Origin of the sequence: Kribbella monticola (genome assembly GCF_003261635.1) — a bacterium.
Taxonomy (GTDB): domain Bacteria; phylum Actinomycetota; class Actinomycetes; order Propionibacteriales; family Kribbellaceae; genus Kribbella; species Kribbella monticola.
The window spans coordinates 138,990-153,637 of record NZ_QFXK01000034.1 but is presented as its reverse complement, the minus strand read 5'-3'; the positions used below and the strand labels follow the sequence as shown (position 1 = coordinate 153,637).

Genomic DNA, 14,648 nt, shown 5'->3' with positions numbered 1-14,648 from the left:
GGAAAATAAATCCGGCCGACCGGGAAGTGGTTGCTCAGGACTCCTTCCCCGGCTGATTCGTGCTGCCCTCGATCCCCCTGGTTCGCCGGTGGGATCTGTTGGCGTTCCCAGCACGTTCGTTGCTACAGGCAACTTCTGATTTCCCTTCTGTACAAGGGACTTCCGCTCGCCGGAGTTCTGTGTCATTCTCCGTGATGCGAGCAGAAATCCTATCGGATATCGGCTTGACGGCAGGGTTGGCGGAGAAAGGGAAGCAGTGTGAGTGGAACGATCGAGGTGAGTCCGGCGCCGCCCGCGCCGGTACGGGAACCGGCGCGACCGCCGGCCCGGATCCCGCGGCCCGGTCGCTGGACCGAGGCCCGGCGCAGCTTCCGGCGGCACTGGCAGCTCTACCTGCTCGTCGTCGTCCCGCTCGCGTACTTCGTGATCTTCAAGTACATCCCGATCTCGAACGCGGTGATCGCGTTCAAGGACTACAGCCCGGTCAAGGGGCCGTGGGGCAGCGACTGGGTCGGCTTCAAGAACTTCGACCTGTTCTTCCACAACCCGGTCTTCTGGACGCTGCTGAAGAACACCTTCATCCTGGCCGTCTACCTGGTGCTGGCCAGCTTCCCGATCCCGATCGTGCTCGCGATCGCGCTGAACGAGATCCGCCAGGGTGTCTTCAAGAAGACGGTCCAGCTGGTGACCTACGCGCCGTACTTCATCTCCACCGTCGTCGTGGTCTCGATGACACTGCTGGTGCTGTCGCCGCGGCTGGGCTTCGTCAACGACGCGATCGGCCTGTTCGGCATCCCGGAGGTCGACTTCCTGGGCGACCCGAACTACTTCCGGCACATCTACGTCTGGTCCGACGTCTGGCAGACCACCGGGTACTCCGCGGTGATCTACCTGGCCGCGCTGTCCGGGATCGACCCGGCGCTGCACGAGTCCGCCAAGATCGACGGTGCGAGCCGGCTGCAGCGGATCCGCAACGTCGACATCCCCGGCATCATGCCGACCGCGGTGATCATCTTGGTGCTCGGCGTCGGCAACATCATGTCGATCGGCTTCGAGAAGGCCTTCCTCTTGCAGAACCCGCTGAACCAGTCGCAGTCGGAGATCATCGCCACCTACGTCTACAAGACCGGTCTGCTGAACGCGGACTTCAGCATGGCGACCGCCGTCGGCCTGTTCAACTCGGTGCTCAACCTCTTCCTGCTGGTCGCGGTGAACTTCGTCGCGAAGCGGATCACCGGGAACGGGCTGTGGTCATGACCCGGCGCTCAGGCGACACGACCATCGCGGAGACGCGAGGCGACCAGATCTTCCTGGTGGGAATCAAGGTCATGCTGTGGATCGCGCTGATCGTGGTCGCGGTCCCGCTGATCTACATCGTGGCGAACTCGTTCAGCAGCGCGAGCGCGGTCAGTGCCGGCCGAGTGCTGCTGTGGCCGGTCGAGCCGAGCATCCGCGCGTACAAGGAAGCCTTCAGCGACCCACTGATCATGAAGGGCTACCTGAACTCGTTCATCTACGCGATCGGCGGCACGTTGATCAGCGTCACGCTGACCATCGCGATCGCCTATCCGTTGTCGCGGAAGACGTTCTTCGGCCGCAACCTGATCATGAGCGCGCTGGTCTTCACCATGTTGTTCTCCGGCGGCCTCATCCCCACCTACCTGGTGGTGCAGAACCTCGGCATGCTGAACACCCGCTGGGCGATGGTGATCCCGAGTGCGATCGGGGTCTGGCAGGTGATCATCGCCCGGACCTTCTTCCGGTCCACCATCCCCGACGAGCTGTACGAGGCGGCCACCATCGACGGCGCGAGTGACCTGCGCTTCCTCTGGTCGATCGTGCTCCCGCTGTCCAAGCCGGTGATCGCCGTGATCGCGCTGATGTACGCGATCTACCAGTGGAACAGTTACTTCGACGCCTTGGTCTATCTCAAGGACCCCAGCCTGTACCCGTTGCAGATCGTGCTCCGCAACGTCCTGATCCTCAATTCCGGCACCGGCTCGACCACCACCACGAGCCTGGCCCAGCAACTCGAACAGCAACAGCTGGCCAACGTGCTCAAGTACGCGCTGATCGTCATCTCGAGCCTGCCCGTACTGGTCATCTACCCGTTCGTCGCCCGCCACTTCACCAAGGGTGTGATGGTCGGCGCGGTCAAGGGTTGAGCGAAGCGAAAACCCAACGAAACAAGGCTTGTGAACGTCTAGGAAGGAACAACGGAAATGCGCTCAACTCTGAGCAAGGTGACCGCGCTGGCGGCGGTCCTCGCGCTCGCCGCCGCGGCGTGCAGTTCGAACAAATCGGCTGATGGGGCGGCGAACGAGACGACCGCGGACGGCAAGACCGTGATCACCGTCTTCTCGCCGTCCGACCCGACCATGAATCTGGACACCAACCGGGTGACCAAGCTCATGAGCGACAAGTTCAAGATCCAGTTCAAGTGGCAGACCACCACCTTCGACTCCGGTCCGGCCAAGGAGAAGCGGCAGATCTCGCTGGCCAGCGGTGACTACCCGGCGCTGTTCTTCCTGATCCCGTGGGTCGACGCCTTCACCCAGGCCGAAGTACTCAAGCTCGGTACGCAAGGCGTGGCGCTGCCGCTGGAGCAGTTGATCAAGGACAACGCGCCGAACATCCAGAAGGCGCTGGACTCGAACAAGACGTACAAGGAGATGTCGACCGCGCCCGACGGTCACATCTACGCGCTGCCGCAGTGGGCCGACTGCTACCACTGCAACTACCCGGACAAGCTCTGGATGAACAGCGCCTGGCTGAAGAAGCTCGGTCTGAAGCAGCCGAGGACGACCGAGGAGCTCCGCACGGTGCTGGAGGCCTTCAAGACGAAGGACCCGAACGGCAACGGCAAGGCCGACGAGATCCCGATGACCAGCGACCCGCAGGACAGCAGCCTGATCGCCTACCTGATGGGCGCGTTCGCCTACGACCCGGTCGGCGCCAACAACGGCCAGCGCTCGCTGCTCACGCTGAACGGCGACAAGGTCACCACGCCGGTCAACACCGACGCCTGGCGGCAGGGCCTGAAGTACATCAACTCCCTCTACAAGGAGGGCCTGATCGACCAGGCCGCGTTCACCCAGAACGCGCAGGCGTTGCAGGCCCAGGGCAACAACCCGAAGGCCGTCGTCCTCGGTTCCGTGCCGGTGCTGTGGCCGGGCATCTTCGTCCAGCTCGGTTCCAAGGACGGCCGGGACAAGCAGTACGACGCCGTGCCGCCGTTGACCGGGCCCGACGGGAAGACCTACACCGGGCTGAACTACCCGACCTCCACCGGCTACACCTTCATGCTGACCAACAAGGCCAGCAAGGAGGCGCAGGTCGCGGCGATCAAGATGCTCGACTACATCTACACCGACGAGGGCCAGGAGATCGCCAACATGGGTCCGGAGGGTGTCGGCTGGACGAAGCCCGGCCCGGGTGACATCGCGCTCGACGCCAAGACCAAGCCGCTGTACAAGCCGATCCAGGGCGACAAGGTGCCGAAGAACATCAGCTGGGGCGCGATGGGGCAGTACAACAACACGCTGGCCTACCGCAACGCCCAGGTCGTGCCGACCGACATCTACTCCGAGGCGGGCCTCGAGCGCCGGCTGTTCCAGGCCACCAAGCTGTACCAGGGCCACGAGGACAAGGCCCAGTGGTTCCCGCAGACCTCGGTCTGGCCGGACCCCAGCCTGAGCGGCGAACTGGCCACCCTGCAGACGAACCTGAGCAGCTACGTGAACCAGAACCAACTCGCGTTCATCACCGGGTCGAAGAACATCGACACCGGCTGGGACGCCTACGTGAAGGGTCTCGACAGCACCGGCATGACCCGGTACCTGCAGATCCAGCAGCAGGCCTACGACAAGTACAAGGCCGGCAGCAAGTAACAGCCACCCCTCGGCCGGCCCTACCGGCCACCCCTCGAGTCGCGCCGCGGAGCCACCGTCCTGGCTCCGCGGCGCGACCGCACCTTCCTCGCCCGCGGCGTACCCCGATCGCCCGCGGCCCCGCCGCGTAGTCAAGGATTTCTTGTATGTCGAACGAACTGTGGTTCCGGACCCCCGCCGCCGACTGGTTCGAGGCACTCCCGATCGGCAACGGTCATCTCGGCGCCAAGGTGTTCGGCCGGGTCGGCACCGAGCGGATCGCGCTCAACCTCGACGACGTCTGGTCCGGTGCCGGACCGCGCAAGCTCGAGGTCACCGACGGACCCGAAGTACTGGCCGACGTACGGCGGCTGTTGCTCGACGAAGGTGATCGCCTGGCCGCCACCGAGCGGACCCGGGCGTTGCAAGGACCGCTGGTCGAGTCCTACCAGCCACTCGGCGACCTCGTGATCACCGAACCTGAAGGAGCCGAAGATTACCGCCGCAGTCTCGACCTGCGCACCGGCGTCGTCGCCGTCGACTACACCCGTGGGGGAGTGCAGTTCCATCGCGAGGCGTACGTCTCCACGCCGGATCAGGTCTTCGTCTGGACGGTGCTGGCCGACACCTCAGGTGCTGTGGACCTCGACATCGCGCTGTCCAGTCAGCATCCGGTGCGGCCTTCGGTACTCGACGACGCCACAGTCGCCATCACCGGCCACGCGCCGTCGGAGCTCACGATCGAGTACCGCAGAAGCCCCGACCCGATCCGCTACCACGACGGGCAGGGTATCGGTTTCGGCGTCGTACTGCGGGCGCACGCCGCCGGCGGTTCGGTGCAGGCGACCGAGGCCGGGATCGCGGTACGTGGATCGGACAGCGTGACCGTGGTGTTGTCGGCGGCAAGTACTTTCGCCGGCTGGCAGGTGAAGCCCGGCCGCGATCCGCTGTCGGCGTTGCGCGAGGCAACGAGCTTGCTGGACGCAGTCGACCTGGCGAAGGTGCGGCAGCGGCACCTCGACGATCACGTCGCGCTCTACGAACGCGCGGCACTGAGCCTCGGCGTACCGGTCGAGCTGCCGACCGACGAGCGGTTGCGAGCGTTCGCTGCCGGGGGCAACGATCCTGATCTGGCCGCGCTGATGTTCGCGTTCGGCCGCTACCTGTTGATGGCCTCGTCGCGGCCGGGGACCCAGGCGGCCAACCTGCAGGGCATCTGGAATCAGGATCGCCGGCCGATGTGGGCCAGCGACTGGACGAACAACATCAACACCCAGATGAATTACTGGCTCGCCGACGTCACCGGTTTGAGCGAATGTTTCGACCCGTTGACCGACCTGCTCGAAGGCCTTGCGGAGTCCGGCCGGGAGACCGCGCGGATCCTGTACGACGCGCCTGGCTGGGTGTCGCACCACAACGCCGACATCTGGCGGGCGACCTGGCCGGTCGGCGAGGGGGACGACGACCCGGTCTGGGCGATGGCCGCGACCTGTGGTGTCTGGCTCTCTGCCCACCTGATGGAGCACTACCGCTTCGGCCAGGACCGGGAGTTTCTGCGCGACCGGGCCTACCCGTTGCTCGCGGGAGCGACCGAGTTCGTGCTCAGCATGCTGGTGGAGGACCGCGACGGGCGGCTGCAGTTCGTTCCGTCGACGGCACCTGAGCACCACTTCGTTCTCCCGTCGGGGGAGAAGGCGTCGGTCGACCTGACCACGACGTACGACCTCTGGCTCATCCGCGAACTGGTCGGCAACCTGACCGAGGCGGAGCAGGCGCTCGGGCTCGACACCGAGCTGGCCTCGCGAGCCCGGGCGGCCGTCGTACGGCTGCCGGACATCCCCGTCGCTCCCGACGGACGGTTGATGGAGTGGCCGACCGACTGGCAGCCGTCCGAGCCGGATCACCGCCACCAGTCCCATCTCTACGGGTTGTTTCCCGGCGCGGAGATCGACCCACGCAGTACGCCGGAATGGGCTTCGGCCGCGCGCACAAGCCTCGCCGTACGGACTGCCACCGGTACGCCGGGTGGGTGGACCAGCGCGTGGTTGGTCGCCTTGTGGGGAAGGCTTTTCGAACCCGAGAAGGCCGCGGCGGTGATCCGGTACTACCTGAGCAACCTGGTCTCGGACAACCTGCTCCACCGCGATGGCGACATCTTCCAGCTCGACGCGAACTTCGGGATGACCGCCGGGGTCGCCGAGCTGCTGATCCAGAGCCATACCGACGTCATCCGGTTGCTGCCGGCGCTGCCCGCCGAGTGGCCGGACGGCTCTTTCCGTGGGCTCCGCGCGCGGGGCGGGTTGTCGTTCGACGTCGTCTGGCAGGACGGCCGCCTCGTCGAGGCGACCGTGCACGCGGAGGTGGACGGCACCTTCCGGATCGCGCTCGGCGACGAGGAACGCTCCGTGACCGTGGCGCGCGGCAGCCTGACCAGGCTCACTCCTGAGGGGTGAGGTCGTCCTGGACGGGGAGCAGACCGCGCTCGGCGAAGACCTTCTTGGCAACGAAGATCGCGTTCAGAGCCTTCGGGAAACCGCAGTAGCCGGAGGCGTGGATGAGTGCCTCGACGATCTCGGTGGTGGTCAGGCCGACGTTGAGCGAGGTCTTCACGTGCACCTCGAGTTGCGGTTCGCAACCGCCGAGTGCGGTCAGCATCCCCAGCGTCACCAGTTGCCGCTGCTTCGGGTCGAGGCCTGGCCGGGCATAGATGTCGCCGAAGCCGTAGGCGACCACGTGGTGGGCGAGTGCCGGTGCGATGTCCTGGAGCGCGTCCATCACCGCCGGAGCAGAGCCGCCGTCGATGGCCTGCAGGACAGCCAGGCCGCGCTCGTACCGGGCCCTGTCCTCGTCGCTGTCGATGGTCGGGACATGGTCGAAGTGTTCGCTCATACTCCAGAAGCTAGGTGACGGCTGGGTCAGCTCAAGCGGGCTTGGGGCGGACCAGCAGGGTGCTGCTCGCTGTCGCCACCAGGTCACCGGCGCTCGTCACGACGTTGCCTTCGGCAAATATCACCCGGTTGCCGCCCTTGATCACCTGGCCGGTGGCGGTGAGCGGGCCGGTGTCGGCGAGGACCGGTCGCAGGTAGTTCACCTTGATCTCGATCGACGTGTAGCCGACGCCCGCGGCCAGGGTGCTGTGCGCGGCGCAGCCGGTGACGGTGTCGAGCAGGGTGCAGACGAGTCCGCCGTGCACCATCCCGATCGGGTTGTAGTGCGCGTGGGACGGCAGGCAGCCGAACACCACCTTGCCGACGGCGACCTCGACGACCGACATCTGCATCAGTACCGCGATCGGCGGCGGTGGTACCGAGCCGTCCTGGAGCCCTTGCATGTACTCCAGCCCAGTCAGCTTCACGGTGTCCGCCAGCACCTGCGCCGGGTCCACCCACCGGAACGTCTGCTCATCCATCCGATGACCCTAGATCACCACCTGTGATCGTCCGTTCGGCCGGGCTGGTCGTCCGGACGGATGAAATCGCGGTAAGACCGGGACGAGGAATCGCTCCTGGGCTTTGGCGTGCGGGCGGTGTCGTGAACAATCGGGGCATGTCCAACCGCCAGACCGCTGTCGCCAGCCCGAAGCCGCCGTCGCGATCCACCTCGCGTTCGACCTCGCGGCGGCAACGCCACGCCGGCAAGTGGCGCCGCGGCTGGTTCATCGCCGTCCTCGCGATCCTGTCCGCGCTGCCGATGGCCTTGCACCGGCACCTGCCGAACTCGGTCGGCAACCTCGGCAGCCTGCTCGACACCTTCCTGCCGTGGGTCGGCGTGGCGATCCCGGTTCTGGGCATCGCGGCACTGGTACGCCGGTCCGCCACGGCCGGCGTCGCGCTGCTGGTCCCGCTCGCGGTCTGGGGAATGATGTTCGGGAACGCGCTGATCCCCGGCAAGGGTGGCGGCCCGCACGACCTGCGGGTGCTCTCGCACAACGTCGACGCGGCCAACCCCGATCCGGCCAGGACCGCGACCGACCTGCTCGCGGCAGATGCGGACGTGATCGCGCTGGAGGAGATCACCTCGGCGGACCTGAAGATCTACAAGAAGGAGTTCGCGGAGAAGTATCCGCATGTCGTCTCGCGCGGCACGGTCGCGCTGTGGTCGAAGTACCCGGTCGAGGAGAGCGAGTCGGTCGACGTCGGCTTCGCGTGGACCCGCGCGCTGCGGGCCGAGATCAGCACGCCGCAGGGCAAGGTCGCCTTCTACGTCGCGCACCTCGCGTCGGTCCGGGTCGGTACCAGCGGCTTCACCTCGAACCAGCGCAACGACACCATCAAGCAACTCGGTCAGCAGATCGCCCAGGAGAAGCTCGCCGGGGTCGTCGTGATGGGCGACTTCAACGGGACCGCGAACGATCGCAGTCTGGCCCCGATCACCGCCGGGCTGCGTTCGGCGCAGGGCGCGGCCGGGTTCGGTTTCGGGTTCACCTGGCCGGCGAAGTTCCCGATGGCCCGGATCGACCACATCATGGTCCGGGGCGTCGTTCCGACCAAGGCGTGGGTGATGGGTTCGACCGGGAGTGACCATCGGCCCGTGGTCGCCGAGATCCGGATCTGAGCCTCAGCCGTCCACCAGCCCGTTGCGGTAGGCGTAGCGGACCGCCTCCGCGCGATGGCGAGCGCCGATCTTGGCGAAAGTGTTGTTGATGTGCGTCTTCACGGTCGTCTCGCCGATGAACAGCTGCTCGGCGATCTCGGAGTTGCTCAGCCCGCGCGCGATCAGCTTCAGTACTTCGGTCTCCCGGCCGGTCAGCCCGTCGGCGGCCGCCGGGGGAGCCGGAGTCATCGCTGCCACCAGCCGGCGCGAGACCTCGGGGTCGAAGGTCGCCTGCCCGACGGCGGTCGACCTCAGCGCCGCGCCGATCTCGACCCGGCCGGCGTCCTTGGTGAGGTAGCCGCGCGCGCCGGCCCTGAGCGCCATAGTGATCGACTCGTCGTCGGCGTACGTGGTCAGCACGAGCACGGCGACCGCCGGGTACTCCGCGGTGATCCGCGCGGTTGCCTGGACGCCGTCGAGGACCGGCATCCGCAGATCCATCAGCACCACATCGACGTTGCCCTGCGCAACTAGTTCGAGAGCCTCGGCGCCGTTGCCGGCCGCGCCGACGACCTCGACCCCGTCGATCAGCCCGAGCAAGGCGACCAGGCCCTCGCGGACCACCTGCTGATCGTCGGCGACCACGACCCGCACTTGTTCATTCATCAGGCACCTCCGCGACCACCAGCCAGTCGTCCCCGTCCGGACCGGCCGACAGCTTGCCATTCACCAGTGCCAGCCGCTCGCGCATGCCGGCCAGCCCGAACCCGTTCTCGCCGACCGTCGCGCCCGCGTTCCTGACCGTCAGCCGGGCACCTTGCCGCCCATCGAGCCGTACGTCGACAGGCCTCCCCGGTGCATGCTTTGCCGCGTTCGTCAGAGCTTCCCGGGCAGCGCCGAGGAGAGCCACCACCACATCGGGCGCCGGCGACGGGGGAGCGTCCACCCTGAGAACCACCTCCGTCCCATGGTCGCGGCGGTGCTGCTCGACCAGGGCCGCGAGCGCTTCCGGCAACGCCGGTACTTCGTCCGCCCGCAGCGCCGCGACCGCATTCCTTGCCTCGACGAGCCCTTGTACCGCGAGTCGCCGCGAACGCTTCACCCGCTCAAGGGCCGCTGGTACGTCGTTGCCTTCGTCAAGCAGCGCCTCTGCCAGCTCCAACTGCACGCTGAGAGCGCCGAGCGAATGAGCCAGTACGTCGTGCAACTCGCGCGCGAGCCGTCCTCGTTCGTCCAGGGCGGCTGCTCTCGCATGTTCGCGCTGGGCGAGCCTGGTCTGTTCCAGCAACTGCTGGGTCTGCAGGGCCTGTACTTCGGCCTGACGGCGATTCAGCCCGAAGGCGATCAGGACACTGGTCCACACCAACTGGCTGAGATACCAGCTGTCGGACTCGTCCCACCACCAGGCGGAGATGCCGAAGGCAACTGCACAACCGATGCCGACGGCAATGATCGGCCGATAGCCCTGCGGCAGCACCATCACGGCGATGTCCGCCACCGCCATCAACACGAGCACGAGCGAATTGGAGCCCGGCAGCCCCGCGATCAAGGCCGCACTCAACACGGCGTACGTGAGCAGGGCGAGCGCCGCCATCGGCCGGCGCTTCATCAGGAAGGTGCCGGAGAGGAAGCTGATCAAGCCGGCGCCGAGCACCAGCCACGCCCAGTGCTGATCGGGGCGGGCCGTGCTGAGTACGCCGACCGCCACGACCGCGCCCAGGGCCCGCCCGATCCAGCCGGTCTCCCCGTGTCTGCCCTGCTTGGTCACCTGGTCGCGTACTCCTCGGCATCACGATGGGCTTTCGCCTGGACCACCAAGGATTGCACCAGGAGGTTGGCGCCGACGGTCAGCAGGATCGACCCGCCGCCCGAGGTGATCGTCGCACCGAGCAGCTGACCGAGTCCGGCGAGGCCCAGCCGGACGACGAGGTAGCCGACCATGATCCCGAGTCCGGGCAGGCCGAGGCGGTAGAAGATCTGGCCGTCACGGAGTTGGACCTGGGCGACCCGGCCGGCGGCCAGTCCGGCGATCAGCGCGAGACCGACTCCCGCAACGAGCAGGACGATGTCGAGCACGCCGAGCGGCGTGTTGGGGAGCTTGTCGTGCAGTTGGTAGACGCCGAGACCGATCATCACCACCGGGCCGCGCCAGACGTCCGTGTCGGAGTTCGCGAGCGGCGACCAGGACAGCCGGCGGGCCACGACGGCGATCACGATCGCGATCACGACGGCAGCGTTCAACAGTGTCATGTCCCCGAAGTTAGGCTCGCGCGCCGTCGCGCTGAACCTCCCTCGGGTGGAGACCCGGGTGGAGAATCGGAGCGTGCCCGGGGCGTGGGCGGGCCCGGCCGGGTCGCTGGCGGTGACGCGGTCGGCGGTGACGAAACTGCCCGCGCGGCCCGGCGCGAATGTGGGTGGGCACAGGAGTAACGTTCCTCACCGGTAACACCACCTTGCGTCATTGACGACGATGCGGAGGGCCGATGCTCGCGCTTGATTCGATCCTGCGGCTGGATGCCAAGGCCATCGACTACATCATCATTGCTCTGTACTTCACCTTCGTGCTCGGGATCGGCTATCTGGCCAAACGCGCGGTGTCGAACAGCCTCGACTTCTTCCTCTCCGGCCGGTCGCTGCCGGCCTGGGTGACCGGCCTGGCCTTCATCTCGGCCAACCTGGGCGCGATCGAGATCATGGGGATGTCGGCCAACGGCGCGCAGTACGGGATGCCGACCGTGCACTACTTCTGGATCGGCGCCATCCCGGCGATGCTGTTCCTCGGCGTCGTGATGATGCCGTTCTACTACGGCTCCAAGGTCCGCAGCGTGCCGGAGTTCATGCTCAGACGCTTCGGGAAGCCGGCCCACCTGGTGAACGCGATCAGCTTCGCGCTAGCCCAGGTGCTGATCGCCGGTGTGAACCTGTTCCTGCTGGCGACGATCGTGAACGTGCTGCTGGGCTGGCCGATCTGGCTGTCGGTGATCATCGCCGCGGTGATCGTGCTCAGCTACATCACCCTGGGCGGGTTGTCGGCGGCGATCTACAACGAGGTGCTGCAGTTCTTCGTGATCGTCGCGGCCTTGTTGCCGCTGACCATCGTCGGCCTGCACAAGGTCGGCGGCTGGCAGGGCCTGGTGGACAAGATCACCGCGGACCCGAAGGGCGGATCGACGCAGCTGCATGCCTGGCCCGGCACCGAGCTGAGCGGATTCCACAACAGCTTCCTGTCGGTGATCGGCCTCATCTTCGGGCTCGGCTTCGTGCTGTCGTTCGGCTACTGGACCACCAACTTCGTCGAGGTCCAGCGCGCGCTGGCGAGCAAGAACATGTCGGCCGCCCGGCGGACCCCGATCATCGGCTCGTTCCCGAAGATGTTCGTACCGTTCATCGTCATCATCCCCGGCATGATCGCCGCGGTCGCCGTACCGGACCTGCAGAAGTACAAGCAGACCGGCGGCGGATCGGTCGACTACAACGACGCGTTGCTGCTGCTGATGCGTGACCTGCTGCCGAACGGCATGCTCGGCCTCGCGATCACCGGCCTGCTCGCCTCCTTCATGGCCGGTATGGCGGCGAACCTCAGTTCGTTCAACACCGTCGTCACCTACGACTTGATCGAGCGGTACCTCATCAAGGACCGCGACGACGCGTTCTACCTGCGGACCGGCCGCTGGCTGACCGTCGGCGGCACGATCGTGGCGATCGGTACGGCGGCGATCGCCTCCGGCTACAGCAACCTGATGGACTACCTGCAGCAACTGTTCTCGTTCTTCAACGCCCCACTGTTCGCCACGTTCATCCTCGGTATGTTCTGGAAGCGGATGACCGCCGCGGCCGGCTGGATCGGCCTGGTCAGCGGTACGGCGACCGCGATCGTCGTCTTCGTCCTCTCGGAGAACGGCGTGATCGACCTGCCGGGCCAGGGCGCGAGCTTCGTAGGTGCCGGCGCGGCGTTCGTGGTGGACATCCTGCTCAGCGTCGTGGTCAGTTTGGTGACGAAGCCGAAGACGGACGAGGAACTGAAGGGGCTGGTGTACTCGCTGACCCCGAAGGAGGACCGGTCCGAGGCCGCCCAGGAAGGCGACCACGGCTGGTACCGCAAGCCGACCCTGCTGGCGGGTATCTCGCTGGCACTGGTCGTCGTCCTGAACGTCGTCTTCGGCTGAACGCCCGGAAAGGAGACTCGACATGGCTGCGCAAGAGAAGAAGAAGGCCGGAGCGTTCGACATCCGGGTGGTGATCGCCGCGCTGATCGCGATCTACGGCGTGGTGCTGACGATCCTCGGCATCATCGCCGACCCCGAAGAGGTGGACAAGGCGGCCGGTATCAACATCAACCTCTGGGGTGGCATCGCGATGCTGGTCTTCGCCGCGCTGTTCGTCCTCTGGGCTCGGCTGCGACCGATCGTCGTACCGGTCGAGAAGGCCGCCGAGCGGGCGGTGAGGCAGGACGACGAGTAGTCCGCGCCTGTCCGTTTGGCGAACATCGGTGTCCGGCACGATCCTGCCGTTCCGCGCGAGTGGTTCCTAGGCTCGGAGTACCCGAACAGGAGGATTCCGAGATGACGATCACGCAAGGTACGACGGATCTGCCGGCGCTGGCGTCGCAGTACGCCGAGCAGGGCTTCGTGCTGGTGAAAGGCCTGCTCAGCAAGGAAGAAGCGGCCGCCTATCGCGCGACCAGCCATGCGCTGCTCGAACGGCTGAACCGCGACGACGACCCGACCTGGCAGTCCGCGATGGGGATGTCGGGCGGCAAGACGCGGCTACAGCATCTGCACGATGCGCAGTTCTACGACGCGGCGTTCTCGCGGCTGCTGGTCGACCCGCGGTTCACCGACGTGGCCGCTGCGGTGATGGGCGTGGAGGACGTCCAGCTGCATCACACCAAGCTGTTCGTGAAGCCGCCGGAGAACGGGTCGCCGTTCCCGCTGCACCAGGACTACCCGTTCTTCCCGCACACGTACCACCGGGTCGGCGCCGCGATCTTCCACTTCGACGACGCGCCGGAAGAGAAGGGCTGCGTCCGGGTGATCCCGGGCAGCCACCTGGCGGGTCCGCGCGAGCACGACCCGGAGGGCTCGTTCCACCTGCCCGACGTACCGTTCGACGACGCCGTACCGCAGCCCGCCGAGGCCGGCGACGTGCTGTTCTTCACCTATCTGACCGTGCACGGCTCGGGGGTGAACGTCAGTAACGAGCCGCGGACCACCTGGCTGGTGCAGTACCGCGACCCGTCCGACCCGCCCACGGTGAAGACCCACGACCACTCGCTGGGGCAGGGCATGATGCTGAGGGGAGTGGACCCGACCGGTAGGAGTGGCGCTTGAGTCTGGCGGCTGTCGCGACAGCGGACCAGTTCGTGGACCTCGCGGGACTGCTGGAGTCCTGCGAGGTCGGCGGCTTTCGGGCCGACTTCGTGAGCTGGGGGCACTACCGGCCGGAGTACTGGCGCAACTACTGGCACAGCCACTCGTTCCACGAGGTCTGCCTGGCGTACGCCGGCGAGGGTCGCTTCAACTCCGGTCCGACGGAGTACGACGTCGCTGCGGGCGATGTGTTCCTGGCGCGGCCGGGTGACGTCCACGAGATCGAGTCGAGCCGGTCCTCGCCGCTGGGCATCGCCTTCTGGGGCTTCACGTTTCGTGCGGTGTCCGCTGGTGGCGGCACAGGCTGGTGGTCGGGGCTGACTCGCCCGGACGGTCCGGTGGTTTCCACAGCAGTTGGAGGGCTGCCTGCGGTTGTCGCTGCTCTCGCGCGTGAGGCTGCGACGCCACAGTCGGGCTACAGCGAATCGCTGGCGGCCTTCGGGACTGCCTTGGTGCTGGACACAGCCAGAGCCTTCGCGCTCGACGAGGACCTGTCAGTAGAGCCGATAGTGCGCGACCGCGGTCCAGTGGTGGTCGAGGCGATGCAGCGGCATCTGCTCGACAACCTGGCCCGCCCGGTGACCGTACGAGAGGTCGCGGCCGCTGTGCACCTGTCTGAGCGACACGCCGAGCGGCTCTTCCAGACGGTCACGGGGGCTTCCCTGATGTCCACGCTGCGCCGGATGCGCCTGGAGCTTGCAGCACAGCTGTTGCTGGACCACACCCTCACGGTCACCTACGTGGCGCGGGCCTGCGGGTACTCCGACGTACGGCCGTTCTCCACCGCTTTCAAACGCCACTACGGCCGCACCCCAGGCGAGTTCCGGCGTACCGGGGGGACCTCCTTCGTGTGATGCGCTAATCTGGGTGTATGCGA

Annotated in this window: 14 protein-coding genes; 9 read left to right on the top strand and 5 right to left on the bottom strand. The window is 66.7% G+C overall.

Annotated elements, in window-relative coordinates:
- The first annotated feature begins 258 nt into the window (after positions 1-258).
- The 4 genes from DIZ26_RS25305 to DIZ26_RS25290 all read left to right on the top strand — a co-directional run bounded on the left by DIZ26_RS25305 (position 259) and on the right by DIZ26_RS25290 (position 6,322).
- Positions 259-1,257 (top strand): ABC transporter permease, encoded by a 999-nt coding sequence (locus tag DIZ26_RS25305; protein WP_112245752.1) that lies wholly within the window; start codon positions 259-261, stop codon positions 1,255-1,257.
- Positions 1,254-2,165 (top strand): carbohydrate ABC transporter permease, encoded by a 912-nt coding sequence (locus DIZ26_RS25300; protein ID WP_112245750.1) that lies wholly within the window; start codon positions 1,254-1,256, stop codon positions 2,163-2,165. The genes DIZ26_RS25305 and DIZ26_RS25300 overlap by 4 nt, the downstream gene beginning before the upstream one ends.
- Before the next feature lie 57 nt (positions 2,166-2,222).
- Positions 2,223-3,890, top strand: a complete 1,668-nt coding sequence (locus DIZ26_RS25295; RefSeq protein WP_112245748.1) for a type 2 periplasmic-binding domain-containing protein — start codon at positions 2,223-2,225, stop codon at positions 3,888-3,890.
- A 146-nt stretch (positions 3,891-4,036) separates the two neighbouring features.
- The gene (locus tag DIZ26_RS25290) at positions 4,037-6,322 is read left to right on the top strand and encodes a glycoside hydrolase family 95 protein (RefSeq protein ID WP_112245746.1); all 2,286 of its coding nucleotides are present in this window, start codon (positions 4,037-4,039) and stop codon (positions 6,320-6,322) included.
- Here DIZ26_RS25290 and DIZ26_RS25285 read toward each other — a convergent pair.
- Both DIZ26_RS25285 and DIZ26_RS25280 read right to left on the bottom strand, forming a co-directional pair.
- Entirely contained in the window at positions 6,306-6,758 is a 453-nt protein-coding gene (locus DIZ26_RS25285; RefSeq protein WP_112245744.1) for a carboxymuconolactone decarboxylase family protein, read from the bottom strand. The two genes, DIZ26_RS25290 and DIZ26_RS25285, sit on opposite strands and share 17 nt — an antisense overlap.
- Positions 6,759-6,789: 31 nt before the next feature.
- Positions 6,790-7,278, bottom strand: coding sequence for a PaaI family thioesterase (locus tag DIZ26_RS25280; RefSeq protein ID WP_112245742.1), 489 nt, complete (start codon positions 7,276-7,278; stop codon positions 6,790-6,792).
- 137 nt (positions 7,279-7,415) lie between these two features.
- Between DIZ26_RS25280 and DIZ26_RS25275 the strand changes: the two genes are divergently transcribed.
- A complete protein-coding gene (locus tag DIZ26_RS25275; RefSeq protein WP_112246081.1) occupies positions 7,416-8,423 on the top strand; it encodes an endonuclease/exonuclease/phosphatase family protein in 1,008 nt (335 codons plus the stop codon).
- Between the two features lie 3 nt (positions 8,424-8,426).
- On the opposite strand, the gene DIZ26_RS25270 is transcribed toward DIZ26_RS25275, so the two are convergent.
- Genes DIZ26_RS25270 through DIZ26_RS25260 form a run of 3 tightly spaced genes read right to left on the bottom strand, consistent with a single transcriptional unit; the run spans position 8,427 to position 10,652 of the window.
- Entirely contained in the window at positions 8,427-9,068 is a 642-nt protein-coding gene (locus DIZ26_RS25270) for a response regulator (protein WP_112245740.1), read from the bottom strand.
- On the bottom strand, positions 9,061-10,170 hold the full coding sequence (locus tag DIZ26_RS25265; protein ID WP_198676277.1) for a sensor histidine kinase: 1,110 nt from the start codon (positions 10,168-10,170) through the stop codon (positions 9,061-9,063). The genes DIZ26_RS25270 and DIZ26_RS25265 overlap by 8 nt, the downstream gene beginning before the upstream one ends.
- Positions 10,167-10,652: a hypothetical protein gene (locus tag DIZ26_RS25260; RefSeq protein ID WP_112245738.1), complete on the bottom strand. Its 486-nt coding sequence runs from the start codon at positions 10,650-10,652 to the stop codon at positions 10,167-10,169. Before DIZ26_RS25260 ends, DIZ26_RS25265 begins: the two co-directional genes overlap by 4 nt.
- Positions 10,653-10,885: 233 nt before the next feature.
- Here DIZ26_RS25260 and DIZ26_RS25255 point away from each other — a divergent pair, with 233 nt between their 5' ends.
- From DIZ26_RS25255 to DIZ26_RS25240, 4 genes are all read left to right on the top strand, one after another.
- Complete coding sequence (locus DIZ26_RS25255; RefSeq protein ID WP_112245736.1) at positions 10,886-12,568, top strand: sodium:solute symporter family protein; 1,683 nt, start codon at positions 10,886-10,888, stop codon at positions 12,566-12,568.
- Between the two features lie 22 nt (positions 12,569-12,590).
- Positions 12,591-12,863 carry a hypothetical protein gene (locus DIZ26_RS25250; protein WP_112245734.1) on the top strand — a complete coding sequence of 91 codons (273 nt, stop codon included), beginning with the start codon at positions 12,591-12,593 and terminating at the stop codon, positions 12,861-12,863.
- A 101-nt stretch (positions 12,864-12,964) separates the two neighbouring features.
- On the top strand, positions 12,965-13,732 hold the full coding sequence (locus DIZ26_RS25245; RefSeq protein WP_112245732.1) for a phytanoyl-CoA dioxygenase family protein: 768 nt from the start codon (positions 12,965-12,967) through the stop codon (positions 13,730-13,732).
- The gene (locus tag DIZ26_RS25240; protein ID WP_112245731.1) at positions 13,729-14,625 is read left to right on the top strand and encodes a helix-turn-helix domain-containing protein; all 897 of its coding nucleotides are present in this window, start codon (positions 13,729-13,731) and stop codon (positions 14,623-14,625) included. The genes DIZ26_RS25245 and DIZ26_RS25240 overlap by 4 nt, the downstream gene beginning before the upstream one ends.
- Positions 14,626-14,648: the final 23 nt, after the last annotated feature.